Annotated in this window: 19 protein-coding genes and 3 pseudogenes; 12 read left to right on the top strand and 10 right to left on the bottom strand. The window is 63.6% G+C overall.

The window, feature by feature from the left end:
• The first annotated feature begins 171 nt into the window (after positions 1–171).
• The 6 genes from bcsB to bcsE all read left to right on the top strand — a co-directional run bounded on the left by bcsB (position 172) and on the right by bcsE (position 9,171).
• On the top strand, positions 172–1,767 hold the full coding sequence (gene bcsB, locus OMK73_RS14480) for a cellulose biosynthesis cyclic di-GMP-binding regulatory protein BcsB (protein WP_267602662.1): 1,596 nt from the start codon (positions 172–174) through the stop codon (positions 1,765–1,767).
• Positions 1,656–2,453 (top strand): cellulose biosynthesis cyclic di-GMP-binding regulatory protein BcsB, encoded by a 798-nt coding sequence (locus OMK73_RS14475; RefSeq protein WP_267606379.1) that lies wholly within the window; start codon positions 1,656–1,658, stop codon positions 2,451–2,453. The genes bcsB and OMK73_RS14475 overlap by 112 nt, the downstream gene beginning before the upstream one ends.
• 46 nt (positions 2,454–2,499) lie before the next feature.
• Positions 2,500–3,621, top strand: a complete 1,122-nt coding sequence (gene bcsZ / locus OMK73_RS14470) for a cellulose synthase complex periplasmic endoglucanase BcsZ (RefSeq protein WP_267602661.1) — start codon at positions 2,500–2,502, stop codon at positions 3,619–3,621.
• The gene (locus OMK73_RS14465; protein WP_267602660.1) at positions 3,600–4,829 is read left to right on the top strand and encodes a tetratricopeptide repeat protein; all 1,230 of its coding nucleotides are present in this window, start codon (positions 3,600–3,602) and stop codon (positions 4,827–4,829) included. Before bcsZ ends, OMK73_RS14465 begins: the two co-directional genes overlap by 22 nt.
• On the top strand, positions 4,760–7,429 hold the full coding sequence (locus tag OMK73_RS14460; protein WP_267606378.1) for a cellulose biosynthesis protein BcsC: 2,670 nt from the start codon (positions 4,760–4,762) through the stop codon (positions 7,427–7,429). The genes OMK73_RS14465 and OMK73_RS14460 overlap by 70 nt, the downstream gene beginning before the upstream one ends.
• A gap of 77 nt (positions 7,430–7,506) precedes the next feature.
• The gene (gene bcsE / locus OMK73_RS14455) at positions 7,507–9,171 is read left to right on the top strand and encodes a cellulose biosynthesis protein BcsE (protein WP_267602659.1); all 1,665 of its coding nucleotides are present in this window, start codon (positions 7,507–7,509) and stop codon (positions 9,169–9,171) included.
• Between the two features lie 132 nt (positions 9,172–9,303).
• On the opposite strand, the gene OMK73_RS14450 is transcribed toward bcsE, so the two are convergent.
• The 9 genes and pseudogenes from OMK73_RS14450 to OMK73_RS14415 form a co-directional block, all read right to left on the bottom strand.
• The gene (locus OMK73_RS14450; protein ID WP_267602658.1) at positions 9,304–10,740 is read right to left on the bottom strand and encodes an HDOD domain-containing protein; all 1,437 of its coding nucleotides are present in this window, start codon (positions 10,738–10,740) and stop codon (positions 9,304–9,306) included.
• A gap of 5 nt (positions 10,741–10,745) precedes the next feature.
• Positions 10,746–11,294, bottom strand: a complete 549-nt coding sequence (locus OMK73_RS39165; protein ID WP_420715533.1) for an EAL domain-containing protein — start codon at positions 11,292–11,294, stop codon at positions 10,746–10,748.
• Between the two features lie 88 nt (positions 11,295–11,382).
• Positions 11,383–12,012, bottom strand: a pseudogene (locus OMK73_RS39160) (diguanylate cyclase domain-containing protein); the annotation flags it as partial.
• Between the two features lie 23 nt (positions 12,013–12,035).
• Positions 12,036–12,521 (bottom strand): PAS domain-containing protein, encoded by a 486-nt coding sequence (locus tag OMK73_RS14440; protein ID WP_267602657.1) that lies wholly within the window; start codon positions 12,519–12,521, stop codon positions 12,036–12,038.
• Positions 12,522–12,560: 39 nt separating this feature from the next.
• Positions 12,561–12,836, bottom strand: a complete 276-nt coding sequence (locus OMK73_RS14435) for a hypothetical protein (RefSeq protein ID WP_267602656.1) — start codon at positions 12,834–12,836, stop codon at positions 12,561–12,563.
• The gene (gene bcsG, locus OMK73_RS14430; RefSeq protein ID WP_267602655.1) at positions 12,833–14,410 is read right to left on the bottom strand and encodes a cellulose biosynthesis protein BcsG; all 1,578 of its coding nucleotides are present in this window, start codon (positions 14,408–14,410) and stop codon (positions 12,833–12,835) included. The genes OMK73_RS14435 and bcsG overlap by 4 nt, the downstream gene beginning before the upstream one ends.
• Before the next feature lie 14 nt (positions 14,411–14,424).
• Positions 14,425–16,989, bottom strand: coding sequence for a UDP-forming cellulose synthase catalytic subunit (gene bcsA / locus OMK73_RS14425; RefSeq protein ID WP_267606377.1), 2,565 nt, complete (start codon positions 16,987–16,989; stop codon positions 14,425–14,427).
• A gap of 8 nt (positions 16,990–16,997) precedes the next feature.
• Positions 16,998–17,762 carry a cellulose biosynthesis protein BcsQ gene (gene bcsQ, locus OMK73_RS14420; RefSeq protein WP_267602654.1) on the bottom strand — a complete coding sequence of 255 codons (765 nt, stop codon included), beginning with the start codon at positions 17,760–17,762 and terminating at the stop codon, positions 16,998–17,000.
• Positions 17,759–17,947, bottom strand: coding sequence for a hypothetical protein (locus OMK73_RS14415; protein WP_318232908.1), 189 nt, complete (start codon positions 17,945–17,947; stop codon positions 17,759–17,761). Before OMK73_RS14415 ends, bcsQ begins: the two co-directional genes overlap by 4 nt.
• Positions 17,948–18,457: 510 nt before the next feature.
• On the opposite strand from OMK73_RS14415, the gene OMK73_RS14410 reads away from it, so the two are divergent.
• From OMK73_RS14410 to OMK73_RS39155, 6 genes and pseudogenes are all read left to right on the top strand, one after another.
• Positions 18,458–19,279, top strand: coding sequence for an SWIM zinc finger family protein (locus OMK73_RS14410; protein ID WP_267602653.1), 822 nt, complete (start codon positions 18,458–18,460; stop codon positions 19,277–19,279).
• Positions 19,276–19,914 (top strand): hypothetical protein, encoded by a 639-nt coding sequence (locus tag OMK73_RS14405; protein ID WP_267602652.1) that lies wholly within the window; start codon positions 19,276–19,278, stop codon positions 19,912–19,914. Before OMK73_RS14410 ends, OMK73_RS14405 begins: the two co-directional genes overlap by 4 nt.
• Positions 19,887–20,276, top strand: coding sequence for a hypothetical protein (locus tag OMK73_RS14400; protein ID WP_267602651.1), 390 nt, complete (start codon positions 19,887–19,889; stop codon positions 20,274–20,276). Before OMK73_RS14405 ends, OMK73_RS14400 begins: the two co-directional genes overlap by 28 nt.
• Entirely contained in the window at positions 20,177–21,949 is a 1,773-nt protein-coding gene (locus OMK73_RS14395) for a DEAD/DEAH box helicase (RefSeq protein WP_267602650.1), read from the top strand. The genes OMK73_RS14400 and OMK73_RS14395 overlap by 100 nt, the downstream gene beginning before the upstream one ends.
• Positions 21,950–22,091: 142 nt before the next feature.
• Positions 22,092–22,938, top strand: a pseudogene (locus OMK73_RS14390) (class II glutamine amidotransferase).
• Positions 22,939–23,010: 72 nt separating this feature from the next.
• A pseudogene (locus tag OMK73_RS39155) lies at positions 23,011–23,199 on the top strand (hypothetical protein); the annotation flags it as partial.
• A gap of 444 nt (positions 23,200–23,643) precedes the next feature.
• On the opposite strand, the gene OMK73_RS14385 reads toward OMK73_RS39155, so the two are convergent.
• Positions 23,644–23,865 carry a hypothetical protein gene (locus OMK73_RS14385; RefSeq protein WP_267602649.1) on the bottom strand — a complete coding sequence of 74 codons (222 nt, stop codon included), beginning with the start codon at positions 23,863–23,865 and terminating at the stop codon, positions 23,644–23,646.
• Positions 23,866–23,899 lie beyond the last annotated feature (34 nt).

The raw sequence follows: 23,899 nt of genomic DNA, 5'->3' as shown, positions 1-23,899 counted from the left end.
AGAGCCTGTCCTCTTGCCTAGCGCGAGAGCGACAACCCGACAATTTCGAGAATAGGAATAGGACGTCCTGATCGGCGATGCGCACGCGTGAATATTCGCAAGAAGCGCGACGCGAAGCGCCGGAGTGGGGTCTTCGTCCAATATCGCCTACAAAACAACCAGCGTTCCGTCATGATTTTTCCGTTGTCAGCCATTCGGCGCGCCTGCATGGCTGCGGCAGGGCTGCTATTTGCGTCGCCGCTCTCGCAGGCGGCGCCCAATGCGCACGACACGCTTCCACCTGGACCCGCAACGCAAAGCGTGGCGGCACCTGCGATGCCGCTCAAGGCGCAGACCCTGGCACTCCGCCAACTGGGCGAATACGGTCCGATCGCGCTTCGCGGCGTCAATGCCAGCCGGACGCTGAACGTCGGGGTACGGCTCGATGAGATTGTCACAGCGGCAAAGCTGACGTTGAACTTCACTTACTCGCCCTCGCTGATCCATTCTCTGTCGCATATCAAGATCACATTGAACGACGAAGTGGTCGCCACGCTGCCGCTGGACAAGGAGCACGCAGGGCAGCCGGTGACGCGGGAACTCGATCTCGACCCGCGCTTCTTCACCGATTTCAACCGCATTGGCGTCCAGCTCATTGCCCACTATACGGTGGATCAGTGTGAGGACCCCACCCATTCCAGCCTGTGGGCCGATATCAGTCCGACGACTACCCTGACGTTATCCAAGGCCAGCGTCAGTCTCCCGAATAGCCTTGCGCTGATACCCGCGCCGTTCTTCGACCGCCGCGACAACGGCCGCGTCACGCTGCCTTTTGTGCTACCGAATACGGCCAGCAGCAGTACGCTGCGCGCGGCAGGCGTGGTCGCTTCGTGGCTGGGGGCGCTCGCGAGCTACCGCGAGGCGCGCTTTCCTGTGACCGACACGCCGCCAGCGGACAGGCACGCCATTGTCTTCGCGACACCAGCGGAGATGCCCGCTGGCCTGGATATACCGGCGATCGGGGGCGCATCCATCAGCGTCATCGACAACCCCGCCACGCCTGGCCGCAAGCTGCTTCTGATTGCCGGGCGCAACGCGCAGGAACTGCAGACCGCCGCCAACGCGCTGGTGCTGGGCAAGGCGGCGATGGCCGGCGCAGCCACACTGGTGCAGTCGGTAGATCCGGGCCAACCGCGCCAGCCGTACGATGCACCAAACTGGGCGCCGGTGGATCGACCGGTATGGTTCAAGGAACTTGTCAAGGAGCCGCAGCAACTGCAGGTGGCAGGCAATAGTCCGGAGCCGATTCGCATCAACCTGCGCGTGCCCGCCGATCTGTATGGCTGGAATCAACGCAGCGTCCCGCTCAATGTAAAGTACCGCTACACGGCGCCGTCCGCGTACAACGATTCGGTGCTGGGCGTGGACATCAACGATCAACTGGTCAAATCCTACCGGCTAAAGCCGCTAAGCAGCCAGAGCGACGAGAGCGCCGTGAGCGTGCCACTGTTATCGGGCAGCAATGCCAGCGTGACCAACGAGATCCAGATTCCAGCCTTCCGCGTCGGCAGCAACAATCAGCTTCAGTTCCGCTTCCATATCGACTCGCAGAAGACCGGGCTTTGCGCGGCGACGGGGGCGACGTGGCGCGTGCCGCCATTGACCCGGACTCGACCATCGACTTCAGCGGTTTCCATCACTACGCAGCCTTGCCCAATCTGGCATTCTTTGCCAATAGCGGCTATCCGTTCACACGACTTGCCGACCTTGCGGATACGGCGGTCGTGATTCCGGACGCGCCCACTGCCCGCGATAAGGAAACGCTTCTGACCCTGCTCGGCCACATGGGAAAATGGACCGGGTTGCCGGCACTGCGTGTGACAGTGACGCCCGTAAAGGCCATCGACAGTGTCACAGACCACAACCTGCTGGTCATTGGCACAGGCTCGGCCGCACAATGGCTCGCGCAATGGGGCAAGTCCCTGCCTTTGCTGATCGAGCGAGGCAGGACCGAGATAGCACTGCGTGACCAGCGCTCCAGCGCCTGGCCGGACTGGTGGAACGGCCTCGAAGAGGATGCTGCAGCGCCTGCCGGCAGGGCCATCCTGACTGCCGGCGGCCCCATCGTCGCGCTCATCGGCTTCGAGTCGCCCTACGCCAAGAGCAGGAGTGTGGTAGCGATTACCGCGGCCGATCCCGGCCGGATCGGCGATGTGCTGGACGCTCTGGAGGACCCTGGCAAGGTAAGCCAGGTACGAGGCGACCTGACCATCATCCGCCAGCAAGAGATCGAATCTCTGCGAATCGGCGAGCGCTATTACGTTGGCGAATTCCCCTGGTATGCACGTATCTGGGTCAAGGTCTCCGCGTATCCGGCCTTGATGGCGGTCGCCGGGATCCTGGCCGGCCTGGTCTTCGCGCTCGCCGCCTTTCTGGCGCTGAGCCGCATCGCAGCCCGTCGTGCGGGAGGCTGACATGGCGCGGATGCGGGCTCGCCTTGCTCGCTGGCTCCTGGCCGGCATGATGGCCGCCGCCACCGTTGCCGGTGGCGCGGCGACCTGTCCCTGGCCGGATTGGGAAGACTTCAGGCGCAATACGATCAGCGTAGAGGGGCGCGTCGTCGATGCGAGCAGCGAGCAGAGCGTTACTGTGTCGGAAGGCCAGGCCTATGGCTTGTTCTTTGCGCTGGTTGCCAACGACCGCCCCATGTTCGACAAGCTGCTCGGCTGGACCGAAGACAACCTCGCGCGCGGCGACCTGACCGCGCATCTTCCCGCATGGATCTGGGGCAAACGCGCAGATGGCGGCGACGGTGGAACATGGGGCACGATCGATGCCAACCCAGCCAGCGACGCCGACCTCTGGATCGCCTACACGCTTTTGGAGGCCGGCCGCCTTTGGCAGGAGCGTCGTTTCACGGCGCTGGGCTCCGTCTTGGCCGGCCGCATCCTGCAAGAGGAAACCGCGCAGTTGCCGGCCCTCGGCCGCACGCTTCTTCCCGGCCCCGTCGGATTCCAGCTCAAGCCCGATGTGTGGCGGCTGAATCCAAGCTATGTGCCGCTGCAACTCATGCGCCGTCTCGCTACGGCATTGCCTGAGCAAACGGCATGGACGCACCTCGTCGAGACGTCGGCCAGGCAGGTGATGGCCACTGCGCCGCTCGGCTTTTCCCCCGACTGGGTCGAGTATCACGCTGTCCGCGGCTTCCAGCCGGATACGAAAACCCAGGCCGAGAGCGCATATAACGCGATCCGGGTGTACCTCTGGGCCGGCATGCTCGCGCCGCAGGAGCCGCTGCGCCCGGCCATGCTACGTAAGTTCGAGCCGCTTGCCGATTTTGTGGCCACCAACGGCTATCCGCCAGAACGCTTGAACACACAGACGGGCATGCCCGGACGCAACGCTGGCAATGCCGGCTTCTCCGCCGCCGTCGTACCGCTTCTCATAGCGCTGGGCAAGCCCGGCCTGGCCCATGCACAGGCGCAACGCACACGCGCTCTGGCTGCTCAGGCGCCACTGGGATACTACAGCCAGGTGCTTGCCCTTTTCGGTCTCGGCTACCTGGACCGGATGTATCGTTTTGATGCCGACGGCGCCCTCGTCCCTGCCTGGAAAACCACATGCCCTGCCGCCGCGCGCTAGTCTCAGCCTTGGCGCTGCTCCTGGCCAACACGGCAAGCGCACCAGCCCAAGCCCAGAGCGCCGCGGTCGCGCCCGGTCCGGCGCTCTCGGCTGAAATGGCGCAACTGCTGGCCGCGGCCCGGATGTGGGAAGCGAAAGGCCGCGCCGACCTCGCGCGTGAGGTGCTGGAAAAGGCCTTGCTGCTCGATCCCCGGCAGCCCGACGCGCTGCAACTGCTCGGTCTGATCGAAATTCGCTCCAATCGCCCAGCCCAGGCCGAGCTGATCCTGCGCCAGATGCGCCAGGGCAATCCGGACAACCCGGCGACACGGGGGCTGGAGGACAGCTATCGGATTGCAACCCGTGACAAGCCGGAAATGGCCCGCATCCGCCTGCTGGCGCGCAGCGGGAAATCCGATGAGGCGTCAGCCCGATTGCAGGCGCTATTTCCCCGCGGAGCGCCAAGCGGCGAGCTGGCGGGCGAATACTATCGCATCCTGGCAGGCACCTCCGCCGGACGCCTGCAAGCCATCGCGGCGTTGCGGCTTGCCACCCGGCAAGACCCGGGCGACACCCGGCTGGCACGTGTACTCGGTAGCCTGCTCACCGAGCGTGAGGCCACTCGCCAAGAGGGACTGGGCATCCTCCATGGTGTCGCGCAGCGGCCCGACGCGGATCGCAAGACCGCGCTGGAAGCGTGGCGCCGTGCACTGAACAATGTTCGCGACGACCCCGCCTACTATCGCGCGTTCGAGCTCTATCTGAAGGAAGTACCGGACGACCAGGTCGCGCAGGCAACGCTGGCCACGCTTGCCGAAAAGCTCGATGCCCACCGGCGCATGCTCGCCGACCCCGCCTACCAGGCTCGCCAGCGCGGCCTTGCACAGCTTGAACGTGGCAACCTGATTGAGGCTGAGAACGCACTGCAAGACGCCTACCGTACCCGTGCGGGCGATGCCGTGCTGATCGGAGCACTGGGACTGGTCCGCATGCGCCAGGGCCGACACGATGAAGCGCGCGAGCTATTTGCACGCGCTTTGCGGCTCGATCCCGAGCAAGGGGGAAATGGCGCGGCTTGCTCGCCACCGCTGCCTTCTGGGGTTCCGTGGCACGGGCGCGCGACGCCAACGCGCAAGGCAGGCCGGCCGAGGCGGAGGCGATTGTCCGGCGGGCGCTGGCGCAACAGCCGGAGAATCCCGGCGCTCAACTGGTCCTCGCCGACGCGCTGATGGCGCAGCAGAAGTTGCCGGAAGCCGAAGCGTTGTTGCGTCACCAGCTCTCTGCTCGCGAGCCGGATCTCGGCGCGCTGCGCCGGCTAGCGACACTCCTGCGCGACAACCAGCGCAACGAAGAGATTGCTCCCTTGATCGCTGGCACGGAGAAGCGCCTGACGGGGGCCCAGGCCGAGTTGAACGCGCTGCGCGCCGACATGCTGGCGACGCAAGCGGATCAGTTGCTAGCGCAACGCAAGAACAGCCCGGCGATGGCCCGGCTCGAAGAAGCCATCCGCCTGAAGCCGGATTCGCCCTGGAGCCGCTTTACCCTGGCCCGCATCTACCGCGACCTCGGCCTGCCCGCGCTTGGGCGCTCCGTGCTGGACGACGGACTCTTGGTATCGCAGGCGCCGGAAATGCGTTACGCCAATGCGCTCTTTCGCAATTCACTGGAGGATATCGACGGTGCGAGCGAAGTCCTCGCACCCATACTGCAGGGCGAACGCAGCGAAGGCATGCTCAGGCTCGCTGGCAGCCTGGCCGCCCAGCAGCGGTTGCGTGATGCGCGCCAGCTGATTGCCCGCGGATACGAGCCACAGGCGCGCGTGTTATTGCAGCGCGCGACGCTTGCGGCCGCCGCCGATCCGCAGATGCTCGCCACGATCGGGCGCGAATGGATCGGCCTGCGCGAGCCGGACGTTGGGCTGCGGCTCGTGCAGGACTGGCTCGCCGCCCATCCCGAAGATCCCGCCATTGGCGTGCGCCTGCGCTACGGGGAGCTGCTCGCCGCGGCTCAACGCGACCGCGAACTGGCAGCATGGCTGGACGATGCGGGCACGCGCCCCGGTCTCTCGCAAGATGATCGCGCCGCGTTCGAAGGGCAACGCCTGCGGCTTGCGTTGCGCGAAGCGGATCGCCTGATCGCACAGGGCGAACTGGCGCACGCCCAGCAGGCTTTGCTTGCCGTGCCGGCCAGGCAGCAGGAGGACCGCCGCTGGCTGCTGACCCTGGCGGACCTGCGAGACGCGCAGGGCGACTATGCGGCTGCCGCCAAGGCCGCAAGCACGGTGCTTGCCTCGCAACCGCAAGACGCAGGCGCACGCCTTACCTTAGCCCGCATGCTTGAACGCGAAGGCAAGCTTGATGCCGCCACCGACCTGGTGCGCGCGGTGCTGGCCGACGCACCGGAAGAGGATATCGATACGCGGCTCTCCGTCGCCCGGCGTCTCACCGCGCTGAGGCGAGAGGATGAAGCCGCGGCCGTGGCCGACTTGCTACGGCGCAGGTATCCGGAGCGTTCCGATATCACCGTCCAGCAGGGACGCATCGCCCAGGCGCGCGACGCCTACGACGAGGCGGCGGCGCTGTATCGCGAATCACAGGCCCAGGAGCAGCGCGCGAGCGTTCTGCCCGGGCCGGACGGCACGCCGGCCGAGCACGCCCTGCGCGCGCTCGAGGCGCGCCGGCAAGGACAGTTCGCCACCGCCACCCTGGCGTCGCAAAAGGCCGGTGACCCCGGCATATCGAAACTGGACGCCATCGAGATTCCGCTGTACTTGCGCATGCCGCACGGCTACAGCGGCCACGCCTTCCTCCAGGCCGATACCGTCCTGCTCGATGCCGGCACGCTGCCGGCCGACCGCTTTGCCGACGTCACCACCTTCGGCCAGATTGCCGCGCGCGGCAATGCGAACCTCTTGCCGGCGGCCCAGCATGAGCGCGGCATGGCGCTGGCAGCCGGTTATGAGTCGGACCGCGCCTACGACAGCTGGCGCGCTGATATTGGTACCACGCCGCTCGGCTTCGTCAGGCAAAGCGTCGCCGCCGGCTTGCGCTATCGCGCGGAACTCGGCAATGCCTCGGCATCCGTCGACGTGTCGCGGCGCGCCGTTACCAGCAGCCTGATTTCCTACGCCGGCGCGACCGATCCGGCAACCGGCCAGACGTGGGGCGGTGTGCTGCGCAACGGCATCAATCTGCACTACGCCCAGGGCGTGGGTCGCGGCAGCGTGTTCGCAGATCTGGGCGCAGGCCTGCTGACCGGGCACAACGTGATGACCAATCGCGAGTTGACGCTGCGAACGGGCATCGACTGGCCGCTGTTCGAGCAAAGCGGCCAGCGCGTGAAGAGCGGCCTGGTGGCCAATTACTGGCACTATGCCGAAAATCTACGCTTCTACAGTTTTGGCCACGGCGGCTATTACAGCCCGCAGCGCTATCTATCGCTTGGCGTCCCGCTCGACTGGGCCGGACGGCGCGGGCCGTGGTCATGGCAGTTGCAGGGATTGCTCGGCTGGTCGAATACCTACGAGAAGGATATGCCGTACTACCCGACCCGGCCGGACCTCCAGGCATCGGCCGTAGCCCGTCTGGCAAGCAATCAGCTCGCGCCTCCCGTGTATGCGGGCGGATCGGGCGGGGGCCTCAGCTACGCTTTTGGTGGCGCGGTCGAGTACGACTTTTCGCCATACCTGGTGGCTGGCCTGCGTTTCCAGATCGACCGTTCGCGCAACTATGCGCCGAACCGCGCGATGGCGTATCTGCGCTATTACTTCAGCAGACAGGAAGGCCGGGCTTTTCCGCCCACCCCGGTGCGGCCTTACTCCGCCTACTGAGGGCTGCAATGAACGATACCGAAGGCATGCGCGCACCAGAAACACGCCGCCCCCGCTTCGCGCGCTCGCGGCATCGCGTGACACTGGCCATCGACGGCCTGCCGCCGGCGCTCGCGGCGCTCGCCCCAGATTGCGTGCACGCGATCTACGCCGAGCCATCGCCGGCGCGCGATGCGCTGCTCTGGCAGACCGCGGTCCCCGCGCTGCGCGGCCCCGCGACCGTCCTGTCCACGCACGATGCACCGGCCATCGCGGCGGGGCTGCGCCAGCATGGCCTGGACATTGACGCCCCGGGATCGCTGCACCGCAAGGCCAATCTCTGCTCGCTGCGCACCTTGCCTGGGCGGCCGGGCATCGACGTCCTGCTCGAAGCGCTCCAGTCGCTGTCCGATCGATGCGCCGCGCACGGCAGCCAGATCCTCGTCGACGGCGCGGAAGCCTTCTTCTCGTGGCACGATGGCAATGCGCTGCGGCAGGAAGGCGCCCGTCTTTCCGCCTGGTGCGCGCGGCGACACCACGGCGTGCTGCTGATATTGGCGCCGCCGGCGACAGAGGACAATTGCGCTGCTCCCGATCTGCATGCTTTCCACGGCCGCTTTGCTGGCGTCGTGCGACTCACTCTGCGCCACGGTCAGCGCGCGTGGGAAGTCGCGTTCTGGCGCGATCGCGACGCCGTCGTAGCAAGCGAGACGCTTGCGCTGCGCTTTTCGCCGCGCGACCATCGCCTGATGGTGGCAAGCGATGCGGTCACCGGTGCCACGGAGGAGGCCGGTCTGCTGGCACCCGACGAGCAGCGTGTGATCGTTGCCCGCGATGCGGTGATACGTGAACGCTGGATACCCGAGCACTGGGAGGTGGTCGACAGTAATGAAGCCGTGGCCGCCACCGCGCAGAATGCCGTCGCCGCGACGGTGATATTCCATTACGGCGGCCACCAACAACTCGAAGGGCTGGCACGACAGATCCATCAGTTGCGCCGCCGCTGCGGCGAGGCCTTGAAGATTGTGGTACGAGAAGACGGGGAAGCCATGCGGCAGCACTATGAACTGCTGGTCCTGAACCTCGGCGCGAACCTGGTCATTGGGCGCCGCACGACGTTCGCACGTGGCGAGGCAATCCTCGAAGGCATCCAGGGTCAGCTATTCTCGCGTCCGGTCCCTGCCGACTGCCAGACCGCGCTGTCCGCCGTAGTCTCCGGCGCCGCGACCGGCTATGTGCCGGCGGGAGAGTTCGTCGAGCTTGTGCGTACTGCGCTTGCGCGCAGTCGCACCATTCGTTTGCCGCACGTGCTGCTACGCTTGCCATTGCTGCCTGAGGTGGCGCATGTGGATGCGCTGCGCGCCTGCCGCATGAGCCGTGTTGGCGATATCTGCACTGTGGGTTCGGACAGCTTGTACGCGTTCTTCTTTGCCTGCCGGATGAATGATATGGACGCGGTATGCAAGCGGGTCTTCCAGCGCCCGTTGGTCGATCTGTTCGCGGGAGAACTGCGCTGCGGCGACCAGGACTCCATCACCGCTTTGCTCGAGACGTTGGAAACCGATGTGGCCGGTCGCTCGCTGCCGGATTATCGCGGCTGGCTGGCGCTTCATCTGGACGCCCCTGCGGCAGCCGCGACGACGCTGGCCCTGTCCGGCGAGGTACAAGCCATGAACGCGCTCCCACGCAGCGACGCGCACCCCCGTCACCAGGCCGATGCGCGTCGCCGCGCCAGTTGCCACGGCCACGCGCGGTACCGCTGAAGCCCCGGGGCCTATGACGATGCGTCAAGCAATGAGGCCGCATATGGCAAGTGCTGGTCTTTATCTGCCGTAGTGCTGGCGTTTGACCGCCCATGCCGGTGCCAATATGCGGCAACACGCGGCAACTACCGCTCACCGGCGCTCGGAGGACCTGAGGAAGGCTGAAGAAATCTCCCGGGCCAGAAGGTCAAGGGCTTCCAACTCACTCTCCGACATGCCGCCCGCGCAGGTGGTTGACCCCCAGTCGCCGCAGATGATGGCCACGCAGCGATTGTGCACGTCCACGGGCGCGAGCAGGATGGACTTCGCGTCTGGCAGTTGCTCGCGATACCAGCGCGGCACCCGGTGCGCCACTTCCTTGTCGAAGGTGTCCGCAAACAGCAGCGGCTTGTGCGCGATGGCGGCGAAATGAAAGATGTCCGGAACGAACCCTTCCTCGAACGACAAGGCTTCCAGCTTTTCCCGCATGCCCTCGCCAAAGGCGACACGTGCTCCGAAACGCTTGGCCGCCGGGTTCAGCAGCATGAGAAAACAACGCGAGAAATTCAGTGCCCTCATCGCTGACTCGAGCACCAGTGGGGCCAGTTCGGAAACCGGAAGATTGCCGCCCGTGCGTTTGATTTCAAGGAGACTTTCCTGAAGTCGCTGGAGGACGTTGTGCGGTTTGCCGGAAGGATGGGGAAGGGGCGCTTCGGAAACATCATGCGACTCGGATCCGGCGATGGAAGCATTGAGTTCCCGGGCTTGCCATACCGCGGCATCGACGACGGATGATTGCAGCCCCAAGGCCTGCGCATGGCTTTGCAGCAAGTCATGGATGACCTCCTCGGGCTCCCCTCTGGAAAGCAGTGCCGCGGCCCGGGAGGAAATCTCGGCGATCGCGCCCAGCCAGTCTCCATGGGAGTCCAACACCATTTCCGTGTCGAGGTGCTTGCGCGTCATCGACCTCGCGATCAGGGCAGGCAGCCGCCATTTCACCGCGGCCGCTTCCGCGATTTCCTCCAGGGTCACGCCGAGGATACGCTCGCAGGCCTCGCTTTGCGCGATGTCGTCCGCGGCGCACAGAGCCTCGATCCGCGCCCATTCGTCAGGCAGGTAGAACACCAGCAGCAACCGGCTTATGTCGTGCATCAAGGTGCAGACCACCGCTTCCTCCGCCTGGTTGATGCCCTGCACACTGCTTAGCGCACGCGTGAACTCGCCGGCGACAAGCGCTTGCTGCAGTGCCCGCGCGGCTTGCGGGCGCTTGGGTGCTGCGCCACTGAAGTAGTCCAGTAACTGGACGCCGAGCGTCAAGTGGCTGATCGCATCGACGCCCAGGATCAGGATGGCGCGAGATACCGTCGTGACCTCGCCGCCGAACGAGTGGTACATGGCCGAATTGGCCAGGCGGATGACCTTCTGCGACAGGCTGAAGTCCGAGAGCACGCCAGCGGCCATCTCGCCGACGCTGATGTCGCTGTTCAGCGTCTTGAAGACGTTGTCGAAGCAGAATTGCAGCGTGGGGAAGTCTCCCTGCCTGGCCATTCTGGTCCAGAGTTCTTCGAATAACTGTTTCTTTTGCGTCACGGCGTCTAGTCCAGGAGTACTTGCGCACTGTCGAGTTGCAGCTGGCCGGTCTGGATAGCATGCTCAAACTGGGTTGGGCTCATTGCCTTGGCGTAGCGCCAGCCCTGGACCAGATCGCAACCCTGCTCGGCCAGCAGATGGCTCTGCGCATCCGATTCGACGCCCTCCGCGATCGCCACCAGGCCCAGTTCACGCGCTAGTGACAGCACCGCGGACACGATGGTTCTGGCGTGCGGCGAGTTCATCATGTCGGCGACAAAGCTCCTGTCGATCTTTAGCACCGAGAGCGGGAAGCGGCGAAGGTAGGACAGGCTGGAATAGCCGGTGCCGAAGTCGTCGACGGCGAAGCGCACGCCCAATGCACGAAGCTCGATCAGCAGGTCTTCGGCGGCCTTGGGGTCGGTCATCAACGCCCCTTCCGTAATCTCCAGAAACAATCGGTTTGCGCCGATGCCGGATTCCGCGATCGCCCGTCTGACGCTGTCGGCGAAGCCGGGGTGCCGGAACTGGACGGGCGAGACATTCACCGACATGTAGTCGACATGGATGCCCAATGCATCCCACCCCGCAAGCTGCACGCAGGCGCAGCGCCCACGCTCCCAGGTGATTGATGAGGCCGTTGTTCTCGGCAATCGGGATAAACACATCCGGCGAAACGATCTCGCTCTCGCGTTCCCATCGCATCAGTGCCTCGACAGCGCAGACCTTGCCCGAACCGGGCCACACGATTGGCTGGTAGCACAGCAGGAATTCTCCGTTCTGCACCGCCTCGAACATGCCCTGCTCAATGCGGAACTGTTCGTCCAGGCGATGCTCCAGCTCCGACGAATAGACGCAGTAGCGATTTTTGCCCTGCGCCTTGGCGTCGTACATGGCAAGGTCGGCGCACCTGAGGAGCTGAGAGGTGGACCGATGCGAATCATCCCAGAAGGTAAGCCCGATGCTCGTGGTGACACGAACCTGGCAACCGGATAGCTGAAAGGGCTGTCTGCAGGCGTGTGTGATTCTTTCAAGCATACCAATGGCGGCAGCCTCCGATGTCATCCCATCCAGGAGCAGTACAAACTCGTCGCCGCCAAGCCGAGCCACCGTATCCTGCGGGCGCACGGCGTCTTTCAATCGCATGCTCACCTGCTTGAGCAACGCATCTCCGAACTCGTGGCCTAGGGAATCATTGACCTTCTTGAATCCATCGAGGTCCATCAGGGCGATAGCAAACCGCCCCTTTCCCTTGCCGTCATCGGCAAAATACTCGGCGATGCGCTTGCGCATCAGAGCCCTGTTGCCGACACCGGTCAGGGGTCGCGAAAGGACTCGTCAACGAGCCGCTGTTCGTTGTCGACCCACCGCGTCACGTCGCTGCCATACATCAGCAGGCACGGACTTCCGTCTTCGCTTGCGTGGAGACTCAGACGGATATCCAGCCATCGGCTTCCACTGATGCCACCTGCGAAGCGCACCCTGTACCACTTGTGGCAACCGTCCCGCTCGCAGCCCTGGAGCAGTTCGGCAAGTCGTTCCCGGTGTTCGGACGAAACTATGTCCAGTATCGAGGACCTGAGCAGGTACTCACGCGGGTAGTCCAGCAATTGTGCCGATGTCTCTGTCGCTTTCAGGATACTTCCCTGGGAATCGACCAGCAGGGCGAGCGCCCCAGAGACCTCAAGCAAGGCCAGGGCGTCCCGCTCCGACATATCGCGCAAGAGATGTGGGCTGCGGACCGATGATGACCAGTCGGCAGGCTCGTCTGCGAGCACTGCGTCATACGTAAACGATGTCATGGAGTTTATTAGCTCGAAGTCCTTGCAGACGAAATCGCCTCAGCCATTCTGCTCAACCAGATAAACCGGGTCATTCTGTGTTTGCGTAACGACGTCTCCCGAGGGACGCAGCGGTGCGGGCAGCGCGGGACGTACCTCGGCGTCGCTGCGCTCCAGCATGCGGGCCAGCCGCGGCCAGCGCCGAGCGGCGGCATGGAAGACCTGCTCAGCCTGCTGGTCGTAGTACCGCCCCGGTGCGAAGCCCTCTACCTTCTGGCCCAGTGCCTCGATATCGCTGCTGACGGCGCGTGCCGGGGGCGAATGCGCAGACTTCATAGCTTACCTTCTAGCCATATGCCGTCCGCCCCGCGGACAACATAGTCATTGCGGCGCCTGAGCATGACAGTGTCGTCCCCTTCGCCAATCATCTGCGTCTGGGGCAGTTCGTTCGCATACTGAGGCAGCGCGGGCGCACTGGGCCGGAACGGACTGTCGGCCACAATATTCGAAAGCAACTGCACCAATGCAAGGAAACTGCTCGGCGCCTCGATTGTCAGCGGCTGGCCCGCCGCCGGCGCCGGCAGGCCTACCAGCTTGACGCCCACCGGGACATGCACAATGCGCGGCGACGGGATCTCGCGCATGCCGGCGATCTGGTTTTCGTCACCGCGCAGCGCTGCCCCGTGCTCGGGCACGAAGACGACTACCGCCTTTCGCCCCGAGCGGCCAATCAGTTCGATCAGCTTGTCCACATCGCCCAGCAACTTGTTGACCCGAAGCGGATAGGACTCGAGGCTGGTCAGCTTCTGGCCAGGCAGGCGATTGCCGTCGTGCAGGGACACGGTGTTGTAGTACAGGGCCATCGGGCCGCCTTTTTGCGCGAGACGGCCCTTGTACCAGTTCTCCAGCACGGCATAGTCGTCGAGGATAGGCGAGTTATCGAAGGCACGCATTGCCACCGGCAGCCCCGCGGTCGGCTCGGGCTTCACATCCGGCACGCCGATTTCCTTCTGTACGACGTCGAGGAAGTTGTCGAAGTGTCCGTCGTGATTCATCAACATCTTTACATCAAAGCCGGCCAGGGCCAGATCCTCGAAGAGGTGGCACTGTGCCGGCGCCTGACTGTAGAGCGCCTGGTGCGATTGCTGGCCGCACGACGCGCGCAGCAGCCGGATGGCTGCTGGCCCGCTATAGCTTGCCGCGGAACTGAAGTCCTTGAACAGAAAGTCGAAGCGCGACAGCAGCGGATGATTGCGTGCCTTCGCGACATCGAGATCGTCCCAGGCGAGCGAGCAGATATGCAGCACGATGATGTCGAACTGGGCGTCAGGGGCTGCCGCGAGCTTGCCGAAACTCACCTGCCGCTTCGATTCCTGCTCGCGGAATCCTGCCAGCTGGGCATCCTTGTCGCCGGCAACTGCCGCGCTGTCCACGCCGGCGGGGCCGGGCGTGCCCGCCGTACCGCCCGCTATCCGCGTAGCGGCCGTGCCAGCAGCGATGCCGTCAACCTGCTGCCACATCGGCACCACCAGCAGCGCAAGCAGAACAAACGTCGAGACGCGCACCCAGCGGTTGACAATGGCGTATGCGATTAGCGCCGCCATTGCCGTGACGATCATCTGATGGCTGATGACTCGCTGGGACAACTCCAGCATGTAGGCAAGCGTGAAGCTCTGCAGATTTGAAAACTGGGAGGCCACGCGAGCGAAGGGCGGCAGGTTTGATTCCCAGTACAGCAAGGCGGCACCCGCAGGCAAGGCCAGGCACTGCCGCAACAGGCGCAGCCAGCGGCGACGCAGCGGGAACAGCAGCACGGACGCGAACAGAATATTGAACAGCCATTTCGGTGCGACCTGTCCGGTCGCGTACAGGTAGAGCTTGGCTGCGAAGTAGAGGTTCCAGAGTCCCATCGTGTCGAGCGAGATCAGGGCTGGCGCGGCCGCGGCCGCGCAAAGAATGCGTCAACCGCATCCATGAAAGCGTCGTAGAGCCGCAGGAGACCCTGATAGCCCATCCCGACCACGTCCTTCAGGCCACGCAGCGGCACGTCGGTCTGCTGGCCCTCGTGCCACTCGAGCCAGGCGTCGGCCCGCCCGAATGTGCATTGGATAAGCTGGATCTCCATTTCGGTCGTCAGTTCGTCGAGCTTCACGCCCAGGCGGTAGTCGTGGTAGCGGGTCACGGTAGCGGGGAAGTGGTATTGCTGGCTGCCGCGCGACAGGCAGACGCCGACGCGCATACCGCCCTCGAGGCGAGCTTCGACCGGCAGCACCAGTCCGAGCCCGCCCATCGAGTAGTTCTCGGTATGGCAAGCGAGCGTCTTGCCATCCGGGAGCAGCAGCGTGGCCGGAACGCGCATCGGGATGCGGTGCGACACGCGCACCTGCCTTGCCTCCTTCGCCACGCCGACTGCGGCCCCCAGCATGATCAGGTTCACCAGCGCCCATGCCATATTCATCACCACCGTCGCGGGTTCCTCCGTGCGCCAGAGCAGCAAGCGGCCGAGCCCGAGGGCAAGGCCCAGCACGTTGATTCCCAGCAGAACAAGATACGGCTTCGAAATTGTCCAGTCGAGAAACTCCTCCTCGATCTGCCCGCCCTTGGCGGTCACGTTGAACTTGCCCAGCTTGGGGTTGATGAAGGCCACTGTGGTCGGCAGCACGATGTACCAGGCCAGTACCGATTCATAAACCTCGGCCCAGAACGAATGCCGGAACCTCCCTTGTATCCGCGAGTTGGAGATATTTGCGATGCAGATATACGGCAGCACATAGGCCGCAATCTGCACGGCGGACGTGTTGATCACATGCAACTCGAAATAGAGGTACGCGATCGGCATGGTCAGGAAGATCAGCCGTGGAATGCCATAGAAGAAATGCAGCATGGCGTTGCTGTAGCAGATCCTCTGGAACACGCTCAGCCCCTTGCCGAGCAATGGGTTGTCGATCCGGAAGATCTGCGCCATGCCACGCGCCCAGCGGATGCGCTGGCCGATGTGGCCGGACAAGCTTTCGGTTGCGAGACCAGCAGCCTGCACCGTGCGCAGATATGCCGTGTTGTAGCCGAGCCGGTGCAGCTTGAGGGCAGTGTGCGCGTCCTCGGTAACGGTTTCTACCGCGATGCCACCGACTTCCAGTAATGGCGCGCGCTTGATGACGGCGCAGGAACCGCAGAAGAAGGTCGAGTTCCAGAGGTCATTGCCATCTTGAATGAGGCCATAGAACAGGCTGCCTTCATTGGGGACACGACGGAAGGTGTCGAAGTTGCGTTCGAACGGGTCTGGAGAAAAGAAATGGTGCGGCGTTTGCACCATCGCGCATTTGGGGTCCGCGACGAACTCGCCCATTGTCATCTGCAGGAATGAGCGCGTCGGGATGTGATCGCAGTCGAAGATGGCGATATATTCGCCCTGCGTTTTCGGTATCGCCTGGTTGATGTTGCCAGCCTTTGCGTGGCGGTTGTTGTCTCGTGTGATGTAGCCGACGCCGGCTTCCCTGGCGAAGGCCTGAAACTCGTCGCGCCGACCGTCGTCGAGGATGTACACATTGAGCTCGTGAGCGGGCCAGTCGATGCTGCGCGCGGCGAACACGGTCGGGCGCACCACGGAGAGCGGCTCGTTGTAGCTGGGGATGTAGATATCGACCGTCGGCCACAGCGCGGGGTCGGCCGGCAGCGCGCGCGGCTTGCGGTTCAGCGGCCATGCCGTCTGGATATAGCCGAGGAACATCACCAGCCAGGTGTAAGCTTCCGCGGCAAAGAGCAGGTAGCCGATCACCGCTTCGGTCGCGGTATGAAGGTCAAGGGTCTGGGTCGAGCGCCACCAGATGTACCGCCCCGCCATCAGTAGCGCCAGCGAGATCATGACTAGCGTTGGCAGCCTGCCGGGGATGCGGCGCAACAGCATCACGCCTGCCCATACCAGAAGGAACAAAATGAACTGCCCGGTCAGCGGCAGCGGCGTGGTGCAAATGACGATGTTGGCGATGGCGGCGAGCAGCAGCAGCGCCGGCAGAGCGAACGGGATCTTGGCTAGCGCCACGGCAAGCCGTTCGAGATGTTGCCCACCGACGACCCAGCCAATGCGCGGCAGGCGCGCCGCGATGCAATCACGCCTTTGCGCCACCCACTGGTAGCCCGATGCCAGCCAGCGGATTTCCGTGCGCCGCACCGGAGAAGACTTGACCTCTGGCCGCAGCGGATTGCGCTGCCGCGTTGTTGCGGCGATGCGGCGCCGAGGCTTCGGCGCACGCAAGACCAAGCGCAGCAGCCATGCGCGCGGAAGCGAATTCCTGCCGAGCCCCAGACGTTCCGCCACACGTCGGCTCAGTGCATGGATCCACAATGCAGGCAGGTCCGGGCGGCCTGGTCGCGGTGGCTGGAAGAACAAGCGAAGCAGCCATTGCTGGTTGCCTCCTGGCTCGCCCGGCCCGGCAATGCCCAGTTCGCGCGCCAGAACGCGCCCTATGGCGACACCCCCTCGCCGGAGCATCTGCGCGATCACGCTGGCGCTCCCTGTGCGCCGCCGTTGATCCATCCTGAGACCCATGACGCCAGGCCGTGCAGGTCATGCGCAGCCTGCGAATGCGGCGAAGTCAAATGGAAGGCTTCGTTGCGCGTAAACGCCTCCGGCACACCCTCGTCCTGGTGCACGGGATACGGGAGCATGGCCGGCCCCAATGTGGTGCGCAGCAGCGCCATGATGTCCGCATGCAACTGACGTGCCGGATTTACCAGGTTGGCCACATAGGCGCAGGGCGTTCCGCTGGCCACCATTGCTTGGCGAAAGCCCTCCAGTGTGGCGCACACCGCGGGCGCGGGCGGCGTGAGCACAAGCACCAGATCCGCCGCCGCGATGGCCTGGCTGGCCTGCACGGAGGGCCACGTCGCCGTGTCGACGAGCGCGACACCGTGAGCAGGCAGAGCGACAAGGGCCAGCCTCTTGCGAAGCCAGTTGGGGTCGCGATCCATGCGTGCCAGTGCTTCGCCGTCGACGCCGCCGCTGCCCCACGGGACGAACAGGACCCCGTCGTCGCTGACAAAGCCAGCGTCGGCCCAGGCCTCGGATGCCGTCGCCAGGATGGGCGATGACAAGCCTGCCTTTGGGGGCGCTTCCATGCCGAAGTACATACCGAGCACATTGCGCGGGTCGCACTCGATGGCAAGTACCGGATTGCCACGCGCGACCAGCAGTGACGCGAGCTCGGCGGTTAGCGTGGTCCGGCCCGCGCCGCCAACCGTCGAGACGATGGCGAGGATCTTCACCGGCGCGTCTCTCCCTGGCCGCGCCACCGCTTGCCATGAATCACGATGCCCTCGAGCTGTTCAGGCAGCCGCGCGATGCGGCCGGGCCGGCGCAGCAGGCCGATGCGCCACACGAGCCACGCCAACGGCACTGCCAAGATCAGCCCCCAGACAAAATAGCCGAGAAACACACGCATGATCGCCATAGAAACTGTTTCCGAATGGGCGAAGGCGGCCCTGCCCACGCACCTGGCCGCACCCGATGTGGAGCAGAGGGACTCTGTCCGTTCCGACGTCCAGCCCGCTCCTGAGCCTTCTGCCTCACTTGCAAGCCCATATAAATGCCGCCCTTCTACAAGCCCGGCGTTGGATCCGCCTCCCCGAAATCTATTCGTTAGCGCATCCAGGCCGTAACCATAAGTTACTATTACGCCACACAGCCAGCTTTGAGGCCAGGTGGTTCCTGAACGGCTCGGACGACTGGGGAGACGCCACCGGTTCGTAGAGAGATCCCACGATTCATCGCTTTCACACTTTCTGGGCAGACGTCGGCGATGGAGAAGGCAAGCGCTATCCCTCCGAATATCGGCCGGCGCCTCGCATTCTTTAGGGTGAAATGGAGAGGATCAGAAAAATGGAGGAGAAACTCGTCGATCGGCAACCTAACTGGCATTTCCCTGAGAAAATGCCCCCAATGATGATGCGACTTTGACACAGTGACACGACAAGCTTTTGGTAAAACGTGGTGGGGTGAGCAGTGGCTCAATGCCCTGACCCACATCGACTATGACAACCGCCTGCCGCGCGGACGAACCTACGCGAACAAAGGGGCAGTCAAGGATCTTGTCGTCAGGGATGGAACCATTCACGCCCTGGTGCAAGGCTCCCGGCCACGCCCCTACCAGGTGACGATCGCCGTGCCGCCACTCTCAAGGAAGGATTCGACACGGCTTCTGGATGACATCGCGACCGATCCTGCCTTGATCGCCAAGATGCTCAATCGGGAACTGGATCCGACAGTTCTGGATCGGGCTCGCAAACTTGGCATTTCCGTTTTTCCCGGGCATTGGAAGGACCTGGATATGCAATGTTCCTGCCCGGATTGGGCCGTGCCTTGCAAACACCTGGCTGCAGCCATTTACCTGTTGAGCCGGGAGATCGATGGCAATCCGTTCCTGGTGTTTGCATTGCGGGGCGTCGACCTGGCGCAAGCCTTAAAATCACGCGACATCCATCTTGAACCGGGAGCCGGGGCTGTCCTGCCCGCATTGGCCGAACTGCTGCCGACAGCAGCGGACATGCCGGCTGATGCAGGAGATCTTGCTGCGCTTGATCAGCTCGATCTGTCCGCGATTCCGGACGTGATCGCTCCGCTCCTGCACGTGCTGCCTGCACACCCCACATTTTTCACTAACGGAGATTTTCGCCAAACGTTGCAGCGTGTCCTGGTACGGGTGGGCAGGGCGGCGCGACAGGCCATGGATATCGGCGCCGTCAACGCTGGGGGATCACGCTTGCCGCGGATGACCTGCCGATGATTACGCTGGACTCGGAATTGCTCGCGACCGTGTCCGGTACCAAGAACATCGCCACCATTGATGCCTTGGAAACTGCATTGGCCCACATAGAGGCCAGCAACTTGCCAGACCTGCAGCCTCGCGTGGCGGCTCTTTTCCACGTGCGGCTGATAGCGCTGCAGTTGCTCGCACGTGGCGCGGTGGTCCCCCAGATCTTGGCCGGGGATCCTGGCACAGTGGTGCTGCGCTGGCTTCCGGCCACGCTCGACGGGGCCGTGCTCGACCTCATGCAGCGCCTCGCCGCTGCATTGCCATCGGGCATGCTCAAGACGGGGAAGGGACGGAAGCGGGCGGTGCTTACGCGCGAGGCTCAGGCAACATGCCTGTGTTCCCTGTTTCTGAATCACTTCGTCCATGCATGGTCAGGTGGCGCCGGCGAAAGACCTCTCGGTAATAAGACGCTGGCTCTGTTCTTCTGCACAGGGCGAGCAAGCTACTCCGGTCCGGGTGAGGGCGAGATCGCTGCCGGCATTCACACCTGGCTGTCCCGATTCCATCTGGCGCACCGCGAATATGCACCGGTGTTGTGCATCGAGGAGGGAGGGCCGGGCATTTCGGATTGTCACTTATGGTCGAGCATCGCTCGGCAGTACTGAAGACGCCAGTATCCCTGGCCGCGATCCTCACCGAGCAGGCCTGGTCGAAGGCACGATTTGGCATTCTGCAAACGATCGCGCTCTTGGCCGAGTGCTTCCCGCCGATCAATGCCTATATCAGTGCTAGCGCCAAGGCACCTATCAAGATTGCCGCGGATGCGCTGCCGGGCTTGCTGTTCGACACGTTGCCAGTGGTCCGTCTACTGGGTATTCGCGCCCTGTTGCCGAAAGCGCTCGAGCGGTTGCTGCGCCCCGCTTGTCCATGCAGATCAAGGGCAAGACCACTGACGGCAGGGGCTTCTTTAGCGCCGACGATATATTTGCGTTTGAGTGGAACGTGGCCGTCGGTGACCATCTGCTGACACGCGCCGAATTCGAACGATTAGTCAAGGATGCCACGGGCGTCGTTCGATTCAAGGGGACCTATGTCTATTTGGATCCGAACGAGGTCGAGCGCCTGCGCGCGCAGATGGCCAATCCATCGACGCCCGCCGGCGCTGAGTTGCTGCATGTCGCGCTGGCGGGGGAGTTCACCGGGACGACTGTCGGCCTGGATGGCAAGGCCAGGAAAATCATCCAAGACTTGCTGCAAGCGGGCACGGTGCCTTTGCCGCGTGGTATCGACGCCACCTTGCGCCCATACCAGCAGCGGGGCTATGCCTGGCTTTATCGGAATGCGCGAGTTGGCCTTGGCAGCGTGATTGCGGACGACATGGGTCTGGGCAAGACACTACAGGTCATTGCGACCCTGCAAAAGCTCAAGGAGGATGGCGCACTCGACGACGCCAAGGCCCTGGTCATCATGCCGACCAGTTTGCTGACCAATTGGCAGAAAGAAATTGGCCGTTTCGCGCCCAGCCTGAGCGTCGGCATCTTCCATGGCAGCAAGCGTGAACTCGGCGCAGTCCGGCCCGACGTCCTGCTGACGACCTACGGCATCGCCCGAACGGCCGCGACAGCCTTGCGTGCCTTAGCGTGGCGCGTTGTGGTGGTGGATGAGGCTCAGAATATCAAGAACCCAGCGGCCGCCCAGACCAAGGCCGTGAAAGCGGTCCCCGCCGCCAGCCTGATTGCCATGAGCGGCACGCCGGTGGAGAACCGCCTGTCCGAGTACTGGAGCATCCTGGATTTCGCTAACCGGGGTTATCTGGGAAGCCTGAGTCAATTCGTGCGGGACTATGCGACGCCTATTCAAATCCAGCGCGATCAGCATGTCGTGCAGCGCTTCAAGCGGGTGACGGCTCCCTTCCTGTTGCGACGCCTGAAATCTGACAAGTCCATCATCAGCGACTTGCCAGACAAGATCGAGCAGGATCAATTCTGCACGCTGACCAAGGTGCAGACGGCTCTGTATCAATCGGTGGTACAGGAAGGGTTGCGAACCATCGCGGGGGAATCCGACACGTTCAAGCGCCAAGGCTTGGTGCTGCAGATGATGCTGGCATTGAAGCAGATCTGCAATCATCCCGCGCTATATCTGAAACAGGGGCAGGTCGATGCAGCGGCGTCTGGCAAGGCTGATCGATTTCTTGAACTCATTGACGATATCCACGCGAGTCATGAAAAAGTGCTGGTATTCACCCAGTTCCGCAAGATGGGCGACTTGCTATGCCGTTGGTTACAACAGCGATACGGTCGAGATCCGCTATTTCTCCATGGCGGTGTCCCGCGGGCCAGGCGGGATGCGATGGTCGAGCGATTCCAGAGCGACCGAACTGAACGGGTGTTCATCCTGTCGCTCAAGGCCGGCGGGACCGGACTGAACCTGACGGCGGCCTCCAATGTCATCCATTACGACCTGTGGTGGAATCCTGCCGTCGAAGCCCAGGCCACGGATCGAGCCTATCGCATTGGCCAGCAGCGCAACGTTCAGGTCCACCGCTTCATCACGCGCGCGACGTTTGAAGAACGTATCAACGACATGCTTCGTGCGAAGCGGGAACTGGCCGACTTGGTGGTTGGTACTGGCGAACAGTGGATCGGCAATCTCAGCGGGGAGGACCTCAAGGCACTGTTTAGCCTGTCGGAACGTTGAGCGAGCATTGACTGGATGCTTTTCCCCACACTTTCCTCACGCGACGCATCACCGCACTCCGGGCGCGTTGCCGTTCGCGCGTCGCCGTCCTACAACTAAACAGTGGCCGGAAGGCACCGGGCCGCAATTGTCGAGGAGAAGCATCACGTGCCGCTGGCTAGCCTACTCGGGCAAATCCGTTCCGCTGGAAACGGTGCTGTTCCAGCAGGAACACTCGCTGATCGACCAGAGCTTGAATTCGCGGCTGGGTCATACCACCACCAATGGCGACGGGTTCGGCGTCGGCTGGTACGGACGTCACTCGGAGGTGCCGTTCCGCTACCGCTGCCTGCACCCGGCCTGGAGCGACACCAACCTGCGCGAGACGGCACGGGCGGTGCGGGCTCCGCTGTTCGTCGCCCACGTGCGCGCGGCCACCGGCACAGCGACGCAGGAGACCAACTGCCATCCGTTCCGCTTCGGCCGCTGGCTGTTCGTCCATAACGGCCTGATCCGCGAGTACCCCTCGTGCGGCGCGACCTGATGATGGCCGTGGCGCCGCACCTGTTCCGCTGGATCGAGGGATCGACCGATTCCGAGGTGATGTTCTTCCTGGCCCTGACTTTCGGCCTGGAGCGCGATCCGCGCGGCGCGCTGGAGCAGATGGCCGGGCTGATCGAGGACGTCGGCTACCGCCACGACGTGCAGTTTCCGCTCAACATGACCGTCTGCGTGACCGATGGCCAGCAGATCGTGGCGGCGCGTTATTCGAGCGAGGCGGACTCGCGCTCGCTGTTCCACAGCACCTCGTTCAGGCAGTTGCGCGCACTTTACCCGGACGAACCACGCATCATCGCCGCCGGCGACGACGCCTTCCTGGTGCTGTCCGAGCCGCTGATCGACGTGCAGGGGGTGTGGAGGAGATCCCCGAGGCGACCATCCTGGTTGCCCGGGGCGGCGAGATCGAGCACAACCGCTTCTTGCCGCGGCTCCCGGACCAGTCGACGTAGGGGACCGCGTCAGGGTCACCGCATGGCTCGATGCCCCACCTCGATATGAGCACGTAAACGATTGCTGGCCTGCGTGGCCTTGTGCGGGCGCTGTGCGACGAAGTGCTCCATTGCGCCGATCGGGACCGACTGCTGTCATATGCGCACCAGTGGTTGTGTCAGCATCGACTGCTCATCGTGCATGAGCGCGCCATGCGAAGCCTTGTCGCTGCGGCATTGACCGAGCTTGAGGCCGGCGCCGCCGCCTCGATCCATCCGGCGGTGCGTACGTAGCGCCGCACCCCTCGCCGGAGCACTGCAATCACCGCGGCAGCATGGTACTGAGCCAATACCCATACTTCGCGCATTTGCGCCTTTGAAAAAAGCCCGCGCGACCGGGGGAGTCGGACTGCACGGGGTGAATGCGAGCCGGAAACAATCCTTGGCCTAGGTATTCCGATATCGCATGAAAGCGGGATCAAACCATCGGAAAGTTCTAAAACATTGCAAGACATTGCAGGCAATGGCTAAGAAGATCCGGGACAGGCTTTACAAGCGGCAACAGCAAACGCTGGCGTGGAGGATTCTTTGCATGATTGCGCAGGGCGCACCTCGAAAGACAGCCGGAAGGTAGCTACCATAGATTCCAAATAATGAGAATCAACCAAATGCATTGGTAAATTCACGTCATCCAAGAGGTTAGGTTTACTATAACCAGAGTACCAATCAAAAGGGCGAGGAGTCCATTACAGCAAACGGCGACCTGGGCGTATTGTGCAAATCGACATTGGCGAACCACTTAATGTGCGCGTGCGCGGCTTCCGGCAAGCACGGAAACAAGCAGACCAGCAGCCTGACGTCGAAACCCGCGCCCACGCGGTCGACCCCGAGTTTGAGGATTTGCCCGCGGCCGTATTTGGACCGTGACACGACTCTGGAACTGAACATGGGACTCCTCCTTTTCGAGACAATGGCTAGCCGT

Origin of the sequence: Cupriavidus sp. D39 (assembly GCF_026627925.1) — a bacterium.
Lineage (GTDB): Bacteria > Pseudomonadota > Gammaproteobacteria > Burkholderiales > Burkholderiaceae > Cupriavidus > Cupriavidus ulmosensis.
This window is presented reverse-complemented; position numbering and strand designations above follow the sequence as displayed.

Excerpts from the sequence above, each read along its gene's own strand:
- OMK73_RS14435 (WP_267602656.1), bottom strand. The coding sequence starts at position 12,836 with ATGAAGTCTGCGCATTCGCCCCCGGCACGCGCCGTCAGCAGCGATATC.
- bcsZ (WP_267602661.1), top strand. The coding sequence starts at position 2,500 with ATGATGGCCGCCGCCACCGTTGCCGGTGGCGCGGCGACCTGTCCCTGG.
- OMK73_RS14405 (WP_267602652.1), top strand. The coding sequence starts at position 19,276 with ATGATTACGCTGGACTCGGAATTGCTCGCGACCGTGTCCGGTACCAAG.
- bcsA (WP_267606377.1), bottom strand. The coding sequence starts at position 16,989 with ATGCTCCGGCGAGGGGGTGTCGCCATAGGGCGCGTTCTGGCGCGCGAA.
- OMK73_RS14465 (WP_267602660.1), top strand. The coding sequence starts at position 3,600 with ATGCCCTGCCGCCGCGCGCTAGTCTCAGCCTTGGCGCTGCTCCTGGCC.
- OMK73_RS14415 (WP_318232908.1), bottom strand. The coding sequence starts at position 17,947 with ATGGCGATCATGCGTGTGTTTCTCGGCTATTTTGTCTGGGGGCTGATC.
- OMK73_RS14440 (WP_267602657.1), bottom strand. The coding sequence starts at position 12,521 with ATGACATCGTTTACGTATGACGCAGTGCTCGCAGACGAGCCTGCCGAC.
- OMK73_RS14385 (WP_267602649.1), bottom strand. The coding sequence starts at position 23,865 with ATGTTCAGTTCCAGAGTCGTGTCACGGTCCAAATACGGCCGCGGGCAA.
- OMK73_RS14400 (WP_267602651.1), top strand. The coding sequence starts at position 19,887 with ATGGTCGAGCATCGCTCGGCAGTACTGAAGACGCCAGTATCCCTGGCC.
- bcsG (WP_267602655.1), bottom strand. The coding sequence starts at position 14,410 with ATGGGACTCTGGAACCTCTACTTCGCAGCCAAGCTCTACCTGTACGCG.
- OMK73_RS14395 (WP_267602650.1), top strand. The coding sequence starts at position 20,177 with ATGCAGATCAAGGGCAAGACCACTGACGGCAGGGGCTTCTTTAGCGCC.
- bcsB (WP_267602662.1), top strand. The coding sequence starts at position 172 with ATGATTTTTCCGTTGTCAGCCATTCGGCGCGCCTGCATGGCTGCGGCA.